Source organism: Bacteroides gallinarum DSM 18171 = JCM 13658 (assembly GCF_000374365.1).
Taxonomy (GTDB): domain Bacteria; phylum Bacteroidota; class Bacteroidia; order Bacteroidales; family Bacteroidaceae; genus Bacteroides; species Bacteroides gallinarum.
The window spans coordinates 1-20,074 of the sequence record NZ_KB894149.1; the positions used below are offsets into that span (position 1 = coordinate 1).

At 40.5% G+C, this 20,074-nt stretch carries 22 protein-coding genes; 10 read left to right on the forward strand and 12 right to left on the reverse strand.

From position 1 onward, the window contains the following. Nucleotides 1-80 precede the first annotated feature (80 nt). Entirely contained in the window at nt 81-1,007 is a 927-nt protein-coding gene (locus C233_RS0116240; protein ID WP_018668622.1) for a tyrosine-type recombinase/integrase, read from the forward strand. 184 nt (nt 1,008-1,191) lie between these two features. On the opposite strand, the gene C233_RS0116245 is transcribed toward C233_RS0116240, so the two are convergent. The 6 genes from C233_RS0116245 to C233_RS0116270 all read right to left on the reverse strand — a co-directional run bounded on the left by C233_RS0116245 (nt 1,192) and on the right by C233_RS0116270 (nt 5,914). Beyond that, nucleotides 1,192-1,590: a hypothetical protein gene (locus C233_RS0116245; RefSeq protein ID WP_025068995.1), complete on the reverse strand. Its 399-nt coding sequence runs from the start codon at nt 1,588-1,590 to the stop codon at nt 1,192-1,194. A 34-nt stretch (nt 1,591-1,624) separates the two neighbouring features. Next, nucleotides 1,625-2,566, reverse strand: a complete 942-nt coding sequence (locus tag C233_RS0116250; RefSeq protein WP_018668624.1) for a relaxase/mobilization nuclease domain-containing protein — start codon at nt 2,564-2,566, stop codon at nt 1,625-1,627. Continuing rightward, nucleotides 2,556-2,864, reverse strand: coding sequence for a MobC family plasmid mobilization relaxosome protein (locus C233_RS0116255; RefSeq protein WP_018668625.1), 309 nt, complete (start codon nt 2,862-2,864; stop codon nt 2,556-2,558). Before C233_RS0116255 ends, C233_RS0116250 begins: the two co-directional genes overlap by 11 nt. Nucleotides 2,865-3,002: 138 nt before the next feature. Beyond that, the gene (locus C233_RS0116260) at nt 3,003-4,082 is read right to left on the reverse strand and encodes a DUF6371 domain-containing protein (protein ID WP_018668626.1); all 1,080 of its coding nucleotides are present in this window, start codon (nt 4,080-4,082) and stop codon (nt 3,003-3,005) included. 78 nt (nt 4,083-4,160) lie between these two features. Then, the gene (locus tag C233_RS0116265) at nt 4,161-5,537 is read right to left on the reverse strand and encodes a DUF3987 domain-containing protein (RefSeq protein WP_025068996.1); all 1,377 of its coding nucleotides are present in this window, start codon (nt 5,535-5,537) and stop codon (nt 4,161-4,163) included. A gap of 11 nt (nt 5,538-5,548) precedes the next feature. Beyond that, the gene (locus tag C233_RS0116270; RefSeq protein ID WP_018668628.1) at nt 5,549-5,914 is read right to left on the reverse strand and encodes a helix-turn-helix domain-containing protein; all 366 of its coding nucleotides are present in this window, start codon (nt 5,912-5,914) and stop codon (nt 5,549-5,551) included. 201 nt (nt 5,915-6,115) lie between these two features. On the opposite strand from C233_RS0116270, the gene C233_RS0116275 reads away from it, so the two are divergent. Further along, a complete protein-coding gene (locus tag C233_RS0116275; protein WP_025068997.1) occupies nt 6,116-6,541 on the forward strand; it encodes a hypothetical protein in 426 nt (141 codons plus the stop codon). A 15-nt stretch (nt 6,542-6,556) separates the two neighbouring features. On the opposite strand, the gene C233_RS0116280 is transcribed toward C233_RS0116275, so the two are convergent. From C233_RS0116280 to C233_RS0116305, 6 genes are all read right to left on the reverse strand, one after another. Continuing rightward, nucleotides 6,557-7,438: a hypothetical protein gene (locus tag C233_RS0116280; protein WP_018668630.1), complete on the reverse strand. Its 882-nt coding sequence runs from the start codon at nt 7,436-7,438 to the stop codon at nt 6,557-6,559. Nucleotides 7,439-7,604: 166 nt separating this feature from the next. Next, nucleotides 7,605-7,964 (reverse strand): virulence RhuM family protein, encoded by a 360-nt coding sequence (locus C233_RS0116285; protein ID WP_018668631.1) that lies wholly within the window; start codon nt 7,962-7,964, stop codon nt 7,605-7,607. 9 nt (nt 7,965-7,973) lie between these two features. Continuing rightward, nucleotides 7,974-9,080 carry a tyrosine-type recombinase/integrase gene (locus C233_RS0116290; RefSeq protein ID WP_025068998.1) on the reverse strand — a complete coding sequence of 369 codons (1,107 nt, stop codon included), beginning with the start codon at nt 9,078-9,080 and terminating at the stop codon, nt 7,974-7,976. Between the two features lie 84 nt (nt 9,081-9,164). Then, complete coding sequence (locus C233_RS0116295) at nt 9,165-10,064, reverse strand: helix-turn-helix domain-containing protein (RefSeq protein WP_018668633.1); 900 nt, start codon at nt 10,062-10,064, stop codon at nt 9,165-9,167. Nucleotides 10,065-11,198: 1,134 nt separating this feature from the next. Continuing rightward, entirely contained in the window at nt 11,199-12,272 is a 1,074-nt protein-coding gene (locus tag C233_RS0116300; RefSeq protein WP_005826901.1) for a nucleotidyl transferase AbiEii/AbiGii toxin family protein, read from the reverse strand. Continuing rightward, complete coding sequence (locus C233_RS0116305; RefSeq protein ID WP_008781782.1) at nt 12,262-12,990, reverse strand: DUF6577 family protein; 729 nt, start codon at nt 12,988-12,990, stop codon at nt 12,262-12,264. Before C233_RS0116305 ends, C233_RS0116300 begins: the two co-directional genes overlap by 11 nt. A 1,246-nt stretch (nt 12,991-14,236) precedes the next feature. Here C233_RS0116305 and C233_RS0116320 point away from each other — a divergent pair. The 8 genes from C233_RS0116320 (at nt 14,237) to C233_RS24890 (ending at nt 19,965) form a co-directional block, all read left to right on the forward strand. Further along, nucleotides 14,237-14,614: a single-stranded DNA-binding protein gene (locus tag C233_RS0116320; RefSeq protein WP_004309321.1), complete on the forward strand. Its 378-nt coding sequence runs from the start codon at nt 14,237-14,239 to the stop codon at nt 14,612-14,614. Nucleotides 14,615-14,923: 309 nt separating this feature from the next. After that, nucleotides 14,924-15,274 (forward strand): hypothetical protein, encoded by a 351-nt coding sequence (locus C233_RS0116325; protein WP_018668635.1) that lies wholly within the window; start codon nt 14,924-14,926, stop codon nt 15,272-15,274. Nucleotides 15,275-15,293: 19 nt separating this feature from the next. Further along, nucleotides 15,294-15,881, forward strand: coding sequence for a hypothetical protein (locus tag C233_RS0116330; RefSeq protein ID WP_005826889.1), 588 nt, complete (start codon nt 15,294-15,296; stop codon nt 15,879-15,881). 383 nt (nt 15,882-16,264) lie between these two features. Further along, nucleotides 16,265-17,017: a ParA family protein gene (locus tag C233_RS0116335; protein WP_025068999.1), complete on the forward strand. Its 753-nt coding sequence runs from the start codon at nt 16,265-16,267 to the stop codon at nt 17,015-17,017. A gap of 5 nt (nt 17,018-17,022) precedes the next feature. Then, nucleotides 17,023-17,370, forward strand: coding sequence for a hypothetical protein (locus tag C233_RS0116340; protein ID WP_018668638.1), 348 nt, complete (start codon nt 17,023-17,025; stop codon nt 17,368-17,370). 116 nt (nt 17,371-17,486) lie between these two features. Continuing rightward, a complete protein-coding gene (locus C233_RS0116345) occupies nt 17,487-17,999 on the forward strand; it encodes a hypothetical protein (RefSeq protein ID WP_004309325.1) in 513 nt (170 codons plus the stop codon). 550 nt (nt 18,000-18,549) lie between these two features. After that, nucleotides 18,550-19,182 carry a hypothetical protein gene (locus C233_RS0116350; protein WP_004309326.1) on the forward strand — a complete coding sequence of 211 codons (633 nt, stop codon included), beginning with the start codon at nt 18,550-18,552 and terminating at the stop codon, nt 19,180-19,182. Between the two features lie 294 nt (nt 19,183-19,476). Further along, the gene (locus C233_RS24890; protein WP_018668639.1) at nt 19,477-19,965 is read left to right on the forward strand and encodes a hypothetical protein; all 489 of its coding nucleotides are present in this window, start codon (nt 19,477-19,479) and stop codon (nt 19,963-19,965) included. Nucleotides 19,966-20,074: the final 109 nt, after the last annotated feature.

A 20,074-nucleotide genomic window follows, 5' to 3' on the forward strand; every position in this document is an offset into this window, starting at 1 on the left:
TAAACTCCGGGAATCTCAAATGGGGAACATCAGGGATTCATTATTCTCTAATTATATGTACAACATATTAATATACGATTATGGGACAAAAAACAATTAGAGAAATCTCGGTTGCATGGAAAGAGTACAAGCAACCTTATGTAAAGCAGTCTACAATGGCTGCTTATGTGCTCATCTTGGAGAATCATATTCTTCCAAACTTTGGAGAAAGCGATACACTCCATGAACAGGCTGTGCAAGACTTTGTTTTGCGGAAACTTGCAAATGGACTGAGTGTGAAATCCGTGAAGGACATATTGATTGTTCTGAAAATGATTATGAAATTCGGTGTGAAAAACGAATGGATGGATTATCAAGAGTGGGACATCAAATATCCGTCTTCTTCGACAACCAAAGAATTGGAAGTACTGTCAGTTATCAATCACAAGAAAATACTCAATCATATTCAAAACCATTTCTCCTTTGCCGGATTGGGTATCTACATCAGTCTTTGTACAGGACTTCGCATCGGGGAAGTCTGCGCTTTGAGATGGAGTGACATCAATGTTTCCGAGGGTACGATTACCGTTAATCGTACAATTGAACGGATTTACATTATTGATGGGATGGAGAAACATACCGAGCTGGTTATCAACACCCCCAAGACACAAAACTCATGTCGGGAAATTCCTATGACAAAGGAGCTTCTTACAATGGTAAAACCACTAAAGAAGGTCGTCAATGAAGATTTCTATGTCTTGACTAATGATGAATATCCAACCGAGCCTCGTACCTACCGTAATTATTACGGCAAGTTAATGGCAAAGTTGGGTATTCCCAAATTGAAATATCATGGGCTCCGCCATAGTTTTGCCACTCGTTGTATAGAGGCAGGCTGTGACTACAAGACCGTTAGTGTATTGTTAGGGCATTCCAACATTTCAACTACATTGGACTTGTATGTCCATCCAAATATGGAACAGAAAAAGCGTTGTATTGCGAAAGTATTTAAGTCGTTGGGAAAATGATGTAATATGTAGAGCGAAGGAATTTGATAAAGTAATTTCTTCGCTCTCAATTATTGCGCACATTATGAGAATGGAGTAATAACACTTTCATTACCAACATCCATAATAGAGGAATTGCTCATTCGAGCACATCGGAAAGAGAAAAGGAGAGGAAAAAATCCCCTCCTTAACTCTAAACCATGTATCAGACATTCAAATCTTTCAGTGCAATTGCATAATTGGGACAAAAACCGTCCATAATGCACTTCAAGCCAAGTGTCTGATAATACTTGTAGTCATCATCTTCGGTACATATGTATTTGTAACCGTAGCGTGGCATGTACTCCTTGAAGAACCGAGCCAAGTCTTTCAAACTTTCTTCTTGGTTCTTCTTGAAGTTACTGCGCACAATGATGATAGACCAGTCGGGAAAGTTTCCTCTTCCACAGCTATACTCCCAGAAGCGGATGTAGCAGTCTAAGTCACTTTCACGGATGTCCACACAAAAGCCGTTGGCATTTTGCATCACGCTACAGCTTTCTCTGTAGCCAAATTTCTCACACAAGTAGAGATTGAAATCAAGAATTAAATCTTTTTGAACCATAAATAATTGAATTTAAAATGTTAATAAAAATGGATTATAAATGAAAGCCTCGCTTGCGCTTAGCCTTTTTCTTTTTCATCAGGCGATTGAACTCTGCTTCTTCTGCGGCAGTGGTATCGTAGGATGAGCTTCCGTTTAACAAACCGAGATTGAAGCCAAAGCTATCATCGGAATGGGAAACGCTTTGCAGCACCTCTTCTTTCTGCTGTTTGGGTTCTTGCTTGGCTGACTCCAACAAGGATGCACAAGCATTCTCTTCCAGTCGGTTGTCGATATTCAAGTAGCTGAACTCTCGACTTATTTTTGAACCGGAGAAAGAAAATCCGTTGTGTTCAAACTTGACGCCCTGTATTTTCCGTGTAGTCCGGCTGACCTTGAATTTCATATCAATGTCTCGGCCGGCAAGTGTATCTTTCAAATCATCCCAACTATGAGCTTTGGGCAATTCTTCTTTCAATGCCTTGTATATCTCGTGCTTTGCCTTATCGTAGGGGCGCAAGCGTTCCTCTTTAATATGGTCTTTACCATTGGCAAAGTGCAAGCGATATTTGGCGGTCAGCATTTTGCAGACTTTCTCATTCCTGCGAAAATCATTCTTGTCGCTAATCGTCTTGCCGTCATTATCCACTCGGTTGAATACGATGTGGCAATGCGGATGCTCACGGTCGATATGTCGGGCAATGATGTATTGCGTATTTTCAATACCCATCAGTTTCATATAGTCGTGCGCTATGTTCAGCATCAAGGCATCATCGGACTTTAGCCTTGCACTGTCTTCCGGTGAGAAGTTGAGTGAAGTGTGTCCGACAATATTCTTTACCTTATCATTGAGTAATGTTTGTAACTCAAATTGCACTGCCATCTGTTCGGGTGTACCTTCTACTCCGACTGCTTCCAATAGCTTGGATTTTTCCTCTTTGAGTACATAGCGGACGCAACCATCGAATGACGTTCCTTTAGTCTGTTTACCTATCATCTTTTAGTCGTTTTATAAGTTGATTAATGTACTGAGCCATTTCCTCGCATCTGTCCGCAACGGCAAAGAAACCGTAGGTGTTTGCCTGTCTTGCCAACTGGTTAAGATTGGTACTTTCACCAATTAGTTGCCGGATGATGTGGATATGCTCTTGCGTGATTCGTTCACGTACCGAACCGTTCTCGATGAGCGAACGGATGACTTCGCTTTGAGTCTGCTTGCTTCGTCTGCAAAGCGCACCTAACCATGCGTGTTGCTGATATGACAGACGAAGTGTTATTGTATATTTCTTTTCCATTTGAATTGTTTTTTAGTGAATAATTTGTGACCATCGGGAGCTATCTCCTCAGACTTTTTGAGGAGCAAGTGGTCGGGAAATGTAATACACCGACATTAACTTGCTACAGTAAAAAAGTCTCGATTTCTCTCCCTGTATTCAAAGCCTGAAACCTCGTTTCTTAGGTGGTGAAACCTTTGGTTGTAGAGTGCCTTGTTGTACGCTGACGAGCTTCAAATCGAATGTTTCTATCAGTGTTTTCAAGACAGGATTTTTCCTTATCATCTGTTGGAGGATAGCTTCATCAGGCTTCACTTTGAGCAGATAATCGGCTATGTCGTACCCCTCTTTTCGCTCGCTTTCGGTGGCATGGGCTTCCAAATAATCGAACATTCGCACCTTAATCCCGTAGCTTTTCATCAGCCCGATTTTGCTCTGCCAATAGTCTGTCGCTTCTAAATCGGGGAATAATACAACGCTTCTTCCTGCCAGAACGGATAGGTTGTTAGCATTGAAGCAACCGTTCTTTCCTCCTGATGCTATCCATAGGAATTGTGGCAGATAGCAGGAAGCAATGAGTGCCGTTTTCTCGCTTTCTACCAGTGCAACAGGGCGGCTTCTGTCTTCAGCAAGCAGATGTTCACCGAAGAAACATTGCTTCAGATTATAATCACCTTTGTGCAGCACGGAGTGTACCCATGTAACATGATTGTATGGTTCTTTTATCCGATTACCTGTTTCGGGATTGTAAAGCATTATTTTACCCGTGCGGACTTTATTTTTGTTATCCGTTTGCCAGAATACAGTTGCACCGTCCCAATACTTAGAAGTACCAACCTTGTATCTCTTCATGAGTTTTAATGTTTCTGTTTCTCCGAACTGAGTTGATAGAAATTGAAACAACTTGTTTGCAGAATAACCACGCAATGATTGGTTGACTATATCCAAATCAATGTAGGATGTGACTAGAGGTTGTGCTTCCTTAATCGGTACATAACTCCTGAAACTATCTTCTGCAAACCTTTCTTTCTCTGACGGGTTCTGCTCAAAGTAATCACGAGGCGTGAAGTGATAACCGCATTTCTGCTCATGGTCACAACGCCCCACGTATTCTGGGAACTTGATTTGCTTCTCCGTATCAATGTACTTGGAAAAACATCTTTGGCGGTGGCAGTTTGGGCAAGTGTGTCGAGTGCTGACACCTTTGTAGGGTTCTAATATGAATCTATGTGTACTCATTGTATGTTTCTTTTTTGGTGTGTCACTTTTGTCGTTATTGTCGTTTTCGCTTGGAAAGTGTCAAAACCGACAAAAATGTCACGGGTTAATCTTTGAATATTCTCCATGTTTCTCTTTGCGGAACAATGTTCCGATGTTGTCATTGAGAAAGCGTTGAAACGTCCGCTCCTTCATTCCGTTCTGCTCGGCTATCTGTATTGCTTGGGCAGTTGTAAAGGCTGGAGGAAGCAAATTGACTATCGCTTGTTGTTGGTTGTTGAGCGCATTTTCATTGAGGATATTTTGAACGCTCAATGCGGATTCTTTGAAATACTCCGTCAGTTTTATGGCTCGTTCCACCGTCAATAGGTCGATATAGTTTTTATCACACTCTCCGCAAGTCCATCGTGCTAATTGAATAATCAGGCTGAAGCGGATGATGTATATCTCCAATTTGCAATAGATACTCACAATAGTGTCGTTTGTCTCTCGGTCGCACAATTCTGAGAAGTGGTGCTGCCACTCGTAAAGCCGTCTCTTGGCATCCTCTGTAAAGAGAAGAATATGTGGTTCTATCTCTCCAAACTCATTGAGGGCATACTCTTGTTGTATCAGCTTATTAATAATGGCATTCCATTCTTGCTCGATATTCTCCGGCAGCTCCTTGTCATTCCAACGTGCCTTCTGTTGCAGATTGGGCATTACAAACAGGATACGGTCAATGAATCCATTACTGGAACGTTCGCCCTTAGCCAGTTCACTGAGAATCTTCTTTTGGATAGTGCCGATAACTGAGATGTACGGTCGCTTGATGAAGATGGAACTCTTGGCATTCTTGCGGTCGGATATAGTGGTTTTGGCACTGAATACCGACAACCAAAACTGTTCTTCCGAACCGTTGTTGTAACGGTTGAAGTTCTTGAACCAAGCGGATAACTCATCAGCCCACAAGCATAAACCACGTTTGTTCTGTGCATGAATGAGGCTCAATCCTTCGGGTGTTACATCCGAAATCAAGAAACGTTTACGGACTGGTTCCTGTGGAAATTGTTCCTCACCGTTATCCGCACGTTCTTTACGGCTCATACTCATCAGCTCATCATACTTGGCAAGAGCCTTTTCAAAGACTTGATTTTGCTGATAGTCATAATCAAGAAACGGCTTCATGGAAAAGCTAAGCGGATGGCTTTTGTTTGCTCCCGGTCTTCCGATCAATGCCATATACAGGATAGGGCTTTCTACCCAGCCTTGCTTGATTTGGGCAAGATGTGTGTTACCTATGCCGACCGCTATTGCCATAAGGATAGCTGCGGCAATGTAGTCTGTCGGGTAGTTATGGCATTCGTGAACCTCACTGATGATGCGTTGGATTCTTGTCGGGAATATGCTGACCGGAAAATCAGTGCCAGCTAGTCGCATACTTAAATCAACCGCTTCATCAATGATGGATGCCGGATTAATAGAAGATGTATCCATTACTATATCCATTAAAATTTCACAGATGATTTGGGCTTATGACGGACACCTCCTTGCATATTGGCAAGCATTTCCTCATATGTTTGCTCGGAAGTCTTTCTACGCCCGTTCTCAATCCAAGCCAGAAGTTCGTCCTCGTAGAAATAGAGCTTCTTGCCTTTCTTATAGGCAGGGAGCAGCCCTTTGCGCACCAATGTATAAATGGTAGGCTTGGCTTTTTTGATGATACGGCAAGCATCCTCAATTTCAACCAACACGTGTTTGTCTGATGCTGGCGGTTGAAGTGCCGACACCATTCTTTTCAACTCAATGATCTGTTCGGTCAGATAACCTACCGCTTCGGGCAGCTTATCAAATGTTACTGTTTCTTTTTGCATACGTCGCTCGTTTTTAATTGTTCGACGGCAAAGGAAACAGGTGTTTCAATGGTGGAATCATTCACCAAAATATAACTGATGAATAACTTTTTGATGGTAGTTGATGTCATCCTTGAGAATTATACATACCTTTACAAGACATAAGTAGGTTCTACAAACAATGCTTATTTATTTGTTTAATTATTTAAATACAAGTGTATTATGTATGAAAATTATACAAGACAATCTCTTCCAACTAAAGAATATCGAGAATTATTAGGCAGTGCAATTTGTGTGTTCAATTCAAACAATTCATTTATTATAGAGAATATATTACGAGAAGATGGGGGAAGAAATTATAGTTGGTATGATTTAATTGATAAAACTTCTGGCCAATTAAAAGCTGCAATTAATGATACAATAACAACTAAAGCTGGTTCTGAAATTGCTCAAATATTTAGCGATTTAGTAGATAAAAGAAATCGTATAATTCACAGCTTTCAGATCACTAATGATGATAAAGAGCAGATTTTGGCAACAAAGGATAAACAACACAATCAATTTGTAATCACAAAAGAATATCTTTTGGATTTTATTAAAGGGAATGAGGTGCTGAGTGACAAACTATACACCTTCAGAGGATATTAGGGCAGTCGTTATTTGTTATAACGATTGTAGCTGAATTTTGCATGGTGATTCAGTATTAGACATTTTGCGCTCAATGGTAGATATTTCCGAATCACGGAGAGTATGAGTAAATATCCTCTTTATAAAAGTAGCGGTCTGTAGGCGTGGTTTTCCGAATGCTTTGCCGATATTCCAGCCAAAGTGCATGATGTCAATGGTTTTTAATTGAGCATCAACCTTTATTTGCTCAACTTTGGGTAGAGAATCTGAGAAGTAGTATTCCGTAATATATCTACATAGACGATTGAGGTCAGTTTCGCTAAGATAGAGAATCAGGTTCTGTTTCGTATATGTAAGAACCTTATCTAACTTTTCTTGTGATGCTCGTTCCTTTTCAGCTATTGCGTTAGCACGGAATATCTCGTATTCTGTTGGCTGGTTGGATTCTTCGGTAGATATATTGTTGATGGTAGAAGGTGTGGCTTCTTCTTTGGGAAGTTCAGCTACATCTTCATTGGATTCAGGACACGATGGAGTAGAAACTTCTTCTGTTGTGTCAGATGTAGTTTTGATTTCAATTTTGAGTTCAGGTTCTGAAACGATAGGTTCTGAAATTATGGTACTTTCGGTAAGTTCCGGGTGCGTTACTGGAGCTTCTGCCACCACAACCTTATTGTGGTAGCACTCAAATCTCATAAAGCACTTCTCTATTGTTGGTGAAAGGAGTTGTCCGAATACCATTTGCAGATTGAGATAGATAGCTCCTATGACAAAGGAGCATACCACAAAAATGAGGTAGCTACTGAACTCGTCCCAACCATAGTGTAGTGCGGTCTGACGGGCTAAAACACCAATGATGACGATTGTTCCGAAAACAATCAGATTCAAAGTTATATGTTCTATCTTTTTCTGCTCCATAATGATATATGTTAATCGTTTGTGTGCAAATATATATCATTCTATGGATAGTAGATGCGTTTTTTTGAAAGTGGCAGTGTGTTGCGTCGGTACCCTAGACAACCTATGCCACTTTTTAATGAATTGAAGCCCGAATTGGACTTTATATCTAATTCGGGCTTTCTGATTAGCAGTAGAACCTACCTCCTAAATGAACAAGGAAAGATACCTTGTTCTCTCGTGAGGATTGAACATTGTGTGTTAGCCATTTTCTGAATGCAGCGGAATGTCCTGTATCTATTTGATAGGATAGGGCTATAATCATATTGAGATTATACACATCGGTACTACTCCCATTCTCTAATCTGATACATTGGCGTACTTCATACTCCTTTAAGATATTGGTTTTCAATATCGCTTTTGTGCGAGAGTTGATTGCTCCAGTTGTTGTATAGAACAAGTCGGCAATCTCCCAAGAGGTCATCCATACTTCGCCATCAGAAATCTGGATGACTGCTCCGTTGTTTGTTATGATTCCTCGTTTCATGGCTATAATTTATTTCAGTGAAATCTTATTGGCTGTCTCTCGTTTCTTTACATTTACTAAATCTGCATAGATTTGAGTTGTGGAAACGTTCTTGTGGGTTAGCATTTTTGAGACCGTGTAAATATCTGTACCTAAGGAGATTTGTATGACTGCGTAGCTATGTCGAAATCCATGGAAGGTTATCGGTTTCGTTATTCCTGCCTTTTTGAGCCAGTTCTTCAGCGGATAGTTAATCATGCTCCGTTTCAAACCCTTGAATACTTTACCTGTGTCGGGCGTACCGCATAGTTCGTAGGCTTCGTAGCTGATAGGGAGTGTCGCTTCCGTTTGGGTTTTCTGGGTTCTGATACGCAAGCAATAGCCTTGGTCGGGAGCAATAGCGAAATCTTCCCATTGAAGATTGAGAATATCGCTGATGCGTAAACCTGTCAGACAAGCAAATAAAGAGGCTGCTTTCAGAACAGGGATATCACAAGGTGTGGCGGCAAGTTGCTTCACCTCGTCTAATGTCAGATATTCTTTCTTCACATCTTGCGGTTCAATCTTATCAAGGTAGTCATTGATGTTTTCTCGAAGCCATTTGTCCCGATAGGCAATCTTCAACAACCCTCTGAAAGTGGAGTAGTAGCCGGATGCCGAATTGAGGGATATGGGGCGGTTGCTGTGTTTGAGTTGCTTGGCGTTCAATAGGTATTCACGGAACTTCTTGCACAAGTCCACATTTACTTCGCTGAAGGTACATTGCCCTTTAACGAAGTTGTAGAAATGCTGATAGACAAACGTCCATTTCTGATCTTTGCTTCGGCACATCTTTTTGAAATAGGCAAGGAAATCGGCTTTCTGCTTGGTCTTATCCAAGAAACCGAATTCTTCATTGATAAGCGATTGCACTCTGATACAACGGATTGCCTCTGCCTTGTTCAGCATATCGTTGTTGAACTCCCTTTCCATTTCGTTTTTCGGGTGGGCATAGATGTAGATGCCGAGATATTCCCGACGACTCATCTGCATTGTCTCAGGGTTACGGACTGCCGGATAATAATCCAGATACAAGGAGATGCGATTATTTCGAATCGCTCTCTGACGAACTGTTACTTTTGTACACGTGTGTGTCATACTGTTTAATATTTAGAGTTTTACATTTGTTTGGTGCAAAGGAATATGGTGATTCAATGGTGGTAACATTCACCGATAAATAACTTATTCAATCTTTGGGGCTGCAAGTAGCTTATCCAATTCGGGTTTGGAAATAAGCGTGTATTTGCCTTTCTTGATCTTTGAGATATTATGATACTTCGCATAATGATAGAGTTGGTCACGGGTGAGATTGAACTTCTCCATTGCTTCGACTACCGTATAATATTGCGGTTCTTCGGGTGCTGCCACTCCTTTGGCAATATCGACATGCTTCTTGGAATAGTACACCATGATACCCTCTTTCTTCTTCGGAATGGCGTTCTTGGAAACGAAAGTGTAGATGGCTGATAAGGTCATACCGAATTTCTCCTGCATTTCTTGGGTACTATACCATTCGGTAATGTCGGGATTCGGGGCTTTCTTGGCAAAGTAAGCGTCCATGTGCTTCTTGCTCCAGTAGGTCTTGCCACGATTGAAAGTGCGAGGTATGTTGTTCTTTTTGGCTACCGCAAATATCCATGATTCGTTTACATGGTATTTCTCTTTTACTTCGGCTGTGGTGTAGAAGTCGGTAATAGGGGCTTTCTCTATGGGTACTCTCTTCTTATACTCCGCAGCATTTTCAAATAAAAGCTCAATGTCTTTCCTCCTGACTAATGTTTTTCCTTTGAATTGAACCGCTTTAATTACGTTATCTGCCATGTAGCGGTAAATGCTGGCTCGACTAATTCCTAAGAGTTTTGCGGCTTCGGGTGGCGTATAGAACTCTTTGTCTTCAACAGACGGTTCTTCTGCGTTCATTGAAAACTCTTTTTGATAAGAAGCTATACGCTCTTGCCTAATCCGTTCCTTGTAAGCTGCATTGTTGCACCTATGAGAACAATAGTTCGTAGTCGTTTTGTGGGCTATGAAAATCTGCCCACACCACTTACATTTTTTCTTGATTTCGATGTTACTGCTCATTCTTTTCTCCGTTTATTTCTCCATTTTTGTTTCAGTGCGTCTCACCACGTCTCACTGTGTCTCAAATCTACACTACCTTGTTGGCGAGAAACAAGGCTTCAACAAGCGAGCAACAAATGCGGTACAAAAATGAGCTGAAAAAGCCCTATAAACGATAACTATCGCTTATAAGGCTAAAAAGAAAGGCGCTCAAAATGAATGCCTTAATAATCATTGATGATATATGCTAATCGTTGGTAATCACTACCTACTTACCGATGCAAAGATGTTAGTAATCTGTATGTCAGTTAGTTGGGTTGTATTGGAATGGTATTTGAGCCATGATTTTATTGTTGGAAATAAGAGTTTAAGTAATTGTAAATCAGCTTATTATGTGCTATATAAATGTTGCTTTCTTTTGTTTTCACAAGTTACTTACCAACACAGTTATATAAACAGTCTGATGCTCAATTTGATACAGCTAATTGAATCATATTTGAGCCATTAAATTTTACGTTTCTATCCATTTGGAAATATGAACGGTTCTGATTTTCTTATAAGTTTCAATTTTTTCATCACTTTCCTGATTTAGATGTGATTTTATTAGAGTTTAATATTTAATAACACAGATGCGAATGAATTTATCTCTAATATGCATCTATATTTTGCAAAATTAGGTAATTATCAATTATTTCGCATAATATGTATCGAAAATATTTCTCAATATCTCATCTGTGTTTATTTAGTCGCCAATTATTTCAGCAAGGAGAAAAAGGTATTCACATATATACAGGTTTTCAGATTCTCAGAAAGATGTACGTTATGTTGATCCTGCATATGGTAGAAATTTATGCTACATGATTTTTCAGCAAAGGAATAAAGAACTTACTTTCTGCTTAGGGATGAAGTTTATAAATAAGTTTATCAATTCATATATACATATATGAGTTCTATTAAACTTGTAAACTCAATGGCTTATCCTGTTGTATGGCTGAATCAGTCAAGTAAGTTTAGTTTAAGATACATGTATATATACATGGGTAAATCTAAACTTTAAACTTGTAGAAAGCCCTCCATCAGTCAGAATGCTGTTCTGGTTGATGGAGGGCTATATTGGTCTTTTTCTCCTTGCTGAAATTGTATTTCTGTTTATAGTTACAACTGTTGTAATAGATGGCTGGTCTTTGCCCAATAGTAATAGGCTTCAGGAGAAGTCCTTTTCAGCTTATTCAGTCGCGAAGGAAGTGTGGGTGCTATATCCAGGGAGCCTATGGTGGCAGGATTACCGTCGTATTTTTCTATTATTGTGTTGCCCGTCTCTATCATTGTGGCGATATAGGCTGCGCGTGCTGCGTCTCTAATCGCATCGTCAATGAAATAACCGCCATTGAACATGAAGGATTTGATCCTTTGTATACCACGTTGTAGTGCATCAAATTGTCCGTTTCCTTCACTTCCCCTTGTTGCCAGACACAGCGAAGTCTGTCTGATATCATCGAAAATGAGTTTTGGATTGTTTGGCAAATGCCTGTATGAGAGTTCAACTTCTGCAATTTGTACAAACGATTTTGTCGTTGTTTCAAGGACCTCTGTCTTCTCGAACAGTCTGGCTATATCATATAGCTGTTTGATGATCTCCATGCTGGCATCCTTACCATTTTTGATATATGGAATACCTGTTGTATTGGGTGCATACGCCGTAAGCTTGTCTCCGAGAATATCTCCAATGGATGGTACTTTTACATAATTCAGTTCACCTTCTGTCTTTATAAAACGGCTTTCTACAGGTAAAGTCACGACTTCGTTGTAGTGACAGTCTTCATTTAGAACGTCCAGCAGGATGGTTTCTTTTCGGTCTATGCCATCAAGGAAAGCCACTTGATAAAAGAATTTGGAATGCGATTTTGGTATGTCTGTTCCACGCTGAATTCTTTCTATCGGCTTATAGTCAATAAAGCCATAGTCTTTGTATGATTGCAGATACTCTTCTATTTCAGTACCTGGAGGACATATTATATCAATATCTATAGACAGCCTGTGTCTTTGTTCTTTTAAAAGAAGCATCAGACTGCTTCCACCTTTGAAATGAAATGGGCAACCTGAAGCCGCCAACATGTCCAGCAATGAAAAGGCATGGATGACCTTTTCAATGATATTTTTGTCCGGATAGTTTAGCTCCTTGGATTTTTCTTCAATCCATCTTGCTGTAAAGCATTCTTTATTTATCATATTTTTGTGATTGTTCTATTAATGAATAAGTACTATCGTATGCTCCTCTACGTTTTGCATATCGGAGCATTTTGGGAGTATTGACTGTGTACAAATCAAAGGCGGTCTGATACATATAAGTGATTTCCGTGCCCTGCATATAATCAAAGTCTTCGTCTTTCTGTATATCTACGAGTAGCTTTTCGATGGTAGGAGTAACCATCCCATCAACCTTATTTACTGGAGATTCAGTGACAAATATCTTTACAATGATGCATGGTTCATGCATGTTTACGTAGTCGTACATGAACTTTGCTGTCGGTTGCTTATAAACGGGCATGTCTGAATCCTTCAACAGAGAAAAAACAGAATCTACAGCATCCCGGTTGGTCTCGACATAAATAGCATGGTTCACAGAGACGTGATGTTGTAGTGTGGTGAAGATGCTGCCATCGTAGATGCAGAAATCGGTGAATGGCAATTTCTCTTTCAATCCGACATATAGTTTTCTCAGTGTTTCTGTTGGAGCAAATGAGAACACCTGTTTATCTGTAAGCATGTATTCACCATTTCCTGTACGGGCTATCTTGTTCTCTTTGGTTAAGGTACAGAGATACTGGCGGGCGGTATTGGTCTTTATCCCCAATACTGATACTAATTGAGGCACTTCAATCCGTCCGTAAGTACGAGCATAATTCAATATGCTCTGTTTAATACTATATTTCTCGTCAATACTCATTGCAGTGCAAATATAATATAAAGTCGGCAACAAACCAACTTTATTGCCGACTTTATATATAAGTTCTGAGCAATTAATCATTCTTTAGTGTGTTTTTCTATATTAAGTAACACCATTATGAATTCATCATATTATGTAATATATGAGGTATTTTTCTTGTGTTGTAAAAGCATAGTATTAAAAGTATCCCGCAAATGACTAAGAAATTAAGTAGAATCTCTTATTAACGAAACTACACCTATCTGCTTGACTGTTTCCTAATATGAAGAGGTAAATATTTCTCGATCAACAATCTGAAATCACACCATAAAACATTGTCTTACCATTTACGTTTACTCTTTGTAAAATGATTCCATTGTTCTGCTAGGATAATATAAAGTCGGCAATAAAACCGATTTATTGCCGACTTTATATTATCAAATTCTTTTATCCGGGCTGTTAACTACTTTATGAGAATATTTACATGGTTGTGCATTGTCTGTCGGTGCTTCAGTAAGGAGAAAATGTAGTTCCCATTTTCTTTCTCATATGATATTTCTATTCGCAATGAATTGTTCGTCAGTCTTTTTATAAACCTGTTCAGGTTTGTAACCAAAGTTTAAAATACATGTATATATACATGGGTAAATCTAAACTTTAAACTTGCAGTAAGCCAGAGTAGGACAGAAGTCCGCTCTTTGACTGATAGGCATTGACTTTCTTTTTCTCCTTGCTGATTTTGCACCTTTTCATCACTCACATGAGTGGCATCAGCCTTGTTGTGCTTCACCTCTGGCTTCCATCCTCTTGAATAGCTTCCGTGTTCAGACCTTTTTATGCAGAGTGCGGAGTTTCGTATTTCTCTTGCTATGCTATGCCGGGTTCATGGTGAAGTTTGGGAGTTATCGCTTTCACTATGTCCGGATTGCTTGCCATGGATCTGTGAAACCTGTCGAGTCTGACTATGAGAACAGCATTCTTTACCATGACCAGACACAAGAATATCAGGCCATTCCCTTCACATCTCATTTTGGACGAAGCCGTGACACTTACTTTTTCCTGTTGCGAAGTTAGTGCAAGCCGCATACTGCAAGTACCAGAACCTTATTCCCTGAATTTTTTCAAAAACTTTTCCAGCTGCAGCTTTTCGGAAAACTTTTCCTGCCTGACGGTGAAATAATTCGGTAATTACTTGCCTGATTGCTATCCTTGCCAACTTTGATGGCAACGTAAAAAATAAATGTTTCACTTCTAAAATTTCAATGTTATGAAGAAAATGGAAAATTCTTTCGTAGTTTCTGGTTTTGTAGGTAAGGATGCAAGCATCCATCAGTTCTCAACCGCAAGCGTTGCACGTTTCCCTTTGGCAATCAGCCGCACTGAGAAATCAGGCGAGGAAACAACCCGCACTTCCGCTTTCATAAACGTCGAGACATGGCGCAAGAATGAGAATACTACATCCTTTGACCGCCTTGTCAAAGGAGCACTCCTCACGGTTGAAGGCTATTTCAAGCCGGAGGAGTGGCAGGATGCCGACGGTGTCAAGCGCAACAGAGTGGCATTTGTAGCCACCAGGTTCTATGAAGCTGTTGAAAAGGAGGAAACTCCAGCAGCTCAGGAGAAGAACTCCAAGAAGGGCAAGTAAATCCTTTCTTCTCTCCAATAGAGCGGCCTTCGGGTCGCTTTTTTTATGCTTATACTTCTCTTTGCCGAGATTCGTTCCTCATACACCGACTTCGGGGAACTGGCATAAATTCCGTTGCGAAGGTAATTGTCCGGTCTTGTCATCAGCAAGGTCAGGGCTTCGCTTTGCCGCAAAATCTCCACACCTGCGGGTAGTATTTTGGAGCAAAACCTTGCAGAGACAGCCCCGACACCTTCTTGGTGCAACAAAATTTATATGTGTTCCCGAAGTAGTTGATCTACGAGAGGGAAGAAAAAAACAGATGATATTATGACGACAATCCAATCAATCCTGAGCCGACTGACCAAGGCTGTTGGCGGTACTGAAAAGATGCTCTACATAGAGCCGGAGTTGAACAAGTTTGCAGAGTTCTACTTTGACAAGTGGGACGAGAACACCAGTGAGGATGTCATAGCCGAGTCTTTCACTGACTTCTGGTGGGACACAGACAGGGCTTGCAGAAGATGTTCAGAGTGTGGCAAGCTGATGCGTGCCGGGTATTGTGCTGACATGGGAGTAGCCTACTATTGCAGTGATGAATGTCTGCACAGTGACTTCACCGATGAAGAATGGGCTGAGGAATGCGAGAACAACGACCAGAGTTATTATACGGAGTGGTAATCTTTTAAAATTCAATGATATGGCAAATTTAGCAACAACGACCTATAAGGTCACTGGGACACGTGAAGCAGTAAATAACCTGTGGACTACCTTTCAGGACATGGAAGTGGATAGTAAGGATATAAGGCTGTTCAAGCTTGCCGAGCATTACGGCATTGACTATGAGAAAAAGCAAATCAGTGTTAGAGGACATATCTATTGGGCTGAATATGAAGAAGACGAAGAGAATGATTATTTCCTTCTTTCATTTGAGACAGAAACCGCATGGGATGCCTGTAACGAACTCTTCTTTGAAATAAACCGGATATTGAATGATGAACTGAGTATTTCATACAGATGTTGCGAAAGTGGATGTGATTTGTTCTATACCCATGACGAGGGGGATTTCTTTCCCGAAGAATGTTGTGTGAGTTCATACGGCGAACCTTTCGAGGATGCATGTGAGGATGTTTTTGACACCATTGAGGATGCCATAGCTGAATGGACATCAAAGACCGGTATTGGACAGGGAGACCGCAGTGAAAAAGAAATGGTGGATTTTATCAATAGCTATGAATACGAAAGCGAAGAGACCTATTTCTACATCCACCCTTTTACATTCGAATAACATACCCGCAAGGACATGAGGCAAGTCTCGTGTCCTTGCATAAAAACAAGATAATATGGACAGGTACAGCGCAGAACTGATTGGAGCATCTTGCGAACTTATAACCCCATGCAGGGGCTGTAGCCATGGAATAATTGTGGCAGTGTATAACGAACAACTTCTTGTACGGTTAATCAGCGGAGCACAACGATTAGTGAGCAAAGATGAAGTCATATTATTATGACCCTGATACTTTCCCTGACTGTTTTCAACTGTTAGGAGACATTGGTAGGTGTTTGTATATCATACATTTACCTTTGTATACATTGATACATGTGGACAAGTACACGTGTAAACAGGAATACAAGAACACATTGAAACATATAAACATAAAAACAAATAGTATGGCACAGAAAATCATCACTTTCGCCAACCATAAAGGTGGCGTATCAAAGACAACTTCAACCGCCTCTATCGGGGCTTGTATGGCAATGAAAGGCAAGAAAGTCCTGCTTATAGACCTTGACGGACAGGCAAACCTGACACTGTATTTCATACCTAATGAGGATGAAATTGAGACGAGCATTTTTGATTCATTGGTAAACGGTGTTCCTTTGCCTGTAAAACATATCCGGGAGAATCTTGACCTTGTCCCTTCTTCCCTTGAAATGGCAAGTGCGGAAATAGCTCTGACCAATCTGTTGGCAAGAGAGCAACTGCTCAGCCGTCTGCTTGAACCGCTCAGGAAAGACTATGACTATATCCTGATTGACTGTCCGCCTTCTCTTGGTATTGTCACTACCAATGCCTTTATCGCGGCTGATGAGATCATCGTACCGATGACACCGGAGCTGCTTCCTTTGAAAGGCATGAGGATGCTTGACGCATTTGTCACCACCTTGCAACGTGTCAAACCGTCGCTTCGCCTGGGAGGTGTGTTCATCGCCAGATTCAATCATCGTAAACTGAACAAGGTAGTGGAACAGGCTGTAAAGGAGCGTTACGAAAGTATCACCATGAATACCCGCATCCGTGAGAATATCGCCTTGGCTGAATCAGCCGGTAGTGGCAAAAGTATATTCGAGTATGATTCAAATTCCAACGGTGCAAAGGATTATCTTGCACTTACGGAGGAAATTCTTTCACGTAACCAATAACAACTATGGCAAAAAACAATATGGACATTCTGCTTGGCAATATTTTGGGCAGTGCTGCTATCAGCCCTGACAATAAAACAGTAGAACAAACACCCGGGACCAAGCCAATTCCGAAACAGGAAAAACGGTCAGTCAAGGCAGAACGTAAAGAGCAACTGGACAATTCCTGGCGGCATTTCTCCTTTATCTGCTCCAGGGAACTTGTAGATAAGGTACAGGCAATAGCTTACAAGGAGGGTTTCACTATACGTGCCTTTATGGAGTATGTGATGAAACAGGGCATCGAGGCATACGAGGCGAAGCATGGCAAGGCTCGGAAAGTCAAGTCCAAAAGCATCAATGATGTAATGTAAACGTGTATACACGTAGCCATGTGTACGTATAGGTATGTGTACGTGTAGCAATATATACATGTTTACACGTACACGTGAATACACAGATATATTCAAGTCAATAACAATCAAAAATTATGAATATGAATAAATACTTCTCATTTGCCATTGTAGTATTCCTAATGGCAGTACCATTGGTATTAACTTCTTGTGGCAAAGACAACATTTTGGATGATGTTGAAGAGCTTCAGCCGGAGTTGAAAGTATGGACGGAGCCTTATCATGTTGAAAGTTCAACCATAGACGAGGTCAAGAACTATATGGAGTTTTCAATGAAGCGATATGGTCTTGTATCGGAGGCAACAATAGCTGGTTCTATTCAACTCACTTACAAAACCGGCAACGGTAATGAGGGTATCCTATATAGCTTTTATGCTTCAAATGGGGAATTGTATTCGGTAATAGATACAGAGCTGATAGCTAATAGCCGTCTGGTTATCGACTATTTGAAGGAACATTATTCTCTGATTGTTCCGGCGAACGAGGCAACACTTGAATACTGTTTCACGAACTCAGACAGGTCAATGGTCATTACGACTGCAAAGGTTTCTGACACCTATTTCAACGTAAATTACGCCTACGTCAATTGATATTGTCTTATATAGCTTTGAGCCATCATCAAGTCTTATGATTTGGTGGTGGCTTTTTGTATACATGTATTCATATGGACGTGAATACATGGTTATATGTAAACATGTATATAAGTCCACTTGTATAGGTGTATATATGTAAACGTGTGGACATGAATACATGTGGACATTGGATGAATGAAAGATAATTCTCTAAATCATTGATAGACAAATGAAATAAACCCTTTATAGTTGAATCTAAATTCGCCTTCTTGTAATTGATTAAAGCATATTTCATAAGCTTTTTGTATGCTGACAATTCACGGCTTGTCAGATTTTCACCGCAAAATTACTGTGAATGTCCGAACGCCAAGTACCGATTCTCTAATGTGTCTCAGATTGGTATGGCAACCTTCCGCAAATCAGAGATTTGGGTATTCCATACAAATCTACAGCCATTTACTTGTCTTATCTTCCATGTCTCACAGTATCGGGAGCGTGAAAATTTGAAGCCCTTTGAAATTGTCATGATTTCACAAAAGGGAAATGATTAATTTTAATACTTATAGATATGGAAGTACAAAAGATTCATCCGGCAGAAGAGTATCTTCGCAACGAAAAGAACCCCACATCATTGTATGTCAGAATTAGTGGAGAACGTAGAAAGTTGTTCATTAACCGCAGTGACGGAGAGGGAGTGATTGGCATTATTGCAAAAGGTAAACGCAAACGAGGTTATGTTTTCAATGCCTGGTCAAGCATTGAGAAAGTCTATTATCCGACCACTGAAAATGAAGAAGAGGCAGAAAAGAAGATGATTCTCAAATACCAGAAACTTGCCAGACTTGCCACACATACAAATGATTGGTTGCGCAGGATTGCAGGTGCGGATTTGACAAAATCCCTTTACGAGAACCATATAACCACAGGAACAGGTATTGACGGAAAATGTATCAGATTGAGCACCATCGAGAAGTATTGCGGCTACATGGTGATGGCATGCTTCAGGGAAGCCTTCAAAAAGAAAGAGAAGTATTCAAGCTATAGGTTTGACTTTTGCGGTTATGACGGGACACTTTGGTGTGAACCGAAAGAGAATGGTGATATGATAGCCGGATTCAGCAAGGAATACCGAAATTGTGGTAACGGTTATTATTATCTGCTTATCAATGATGATTGTGTGATAGGTTATGACATAGACTGATATAGTTATAATTCAAACAGACCATATCGGGAAGCCCCGATGTGGACTGTTTGAAGATCGAGTATGCTGACGGTTGATTACCTCTTTTAATACTTACATTCCAGGTTGGAAAGTAGTGAATATATTCCTTGAAAAGTCGTTGGTTGTTATTCCATAGCCAAAATTCCTGTTTATAAGACGTAGTCAGTTCTGATATATGTTTGAATCTGTAACGTTATTTGTAGAACTTTTTTTACTCTTCGCCCACGCCAATGTCCGCATTCGCAAACAGTTTGCCATAGAGATATTCTGTCCATGGTCGAGTGGATCGACTATAGCCAGAACATCCCTCTGTCAAAAGTACGGCAGGAGCATTCCGCTATCAAAGATAGTGGAGAGCTCCTTAATGCCGTACTTGCTGTTGGCGTTGCAGGACATTTCCCACCCGACAGTTGTAATGCTATGCTCTTACCACTCCACCAGCTAACACTTGCCTTAAACTTTATAATCTTAGAGTTTTCTTTTTCCTTTAATCTTCGCCCACACCAATGTCCGCATCCGCAAACAGTTTGCCATAGAGATATTCTGTCCATGGTCGAGTGGATCGACTATATCCAGAACATCCCTCTGTCAAAGGTACAGCAGGAGCATTCCGCTATCAAAGATAGTGGAGAGCTCTCTCATGCCGTACTTGCTGTTGGCGTTGCAGGACATTTCCCACCCGACAGTTGTAATGCTATGCTCTTACTTCTTTATAAGCTGACGCTTCCCTTTTATAATCTTAGAGTTTTCTTTTTCTTGTAATCTTCGCCCACACCAATGTCCGCATTCGCTAACAGTTTGCCATAGAGGTATTCTGTCCATGGTCGAGTGAATCGACTATATCCAGAACACCCCTCTGTCAAAGGTACGG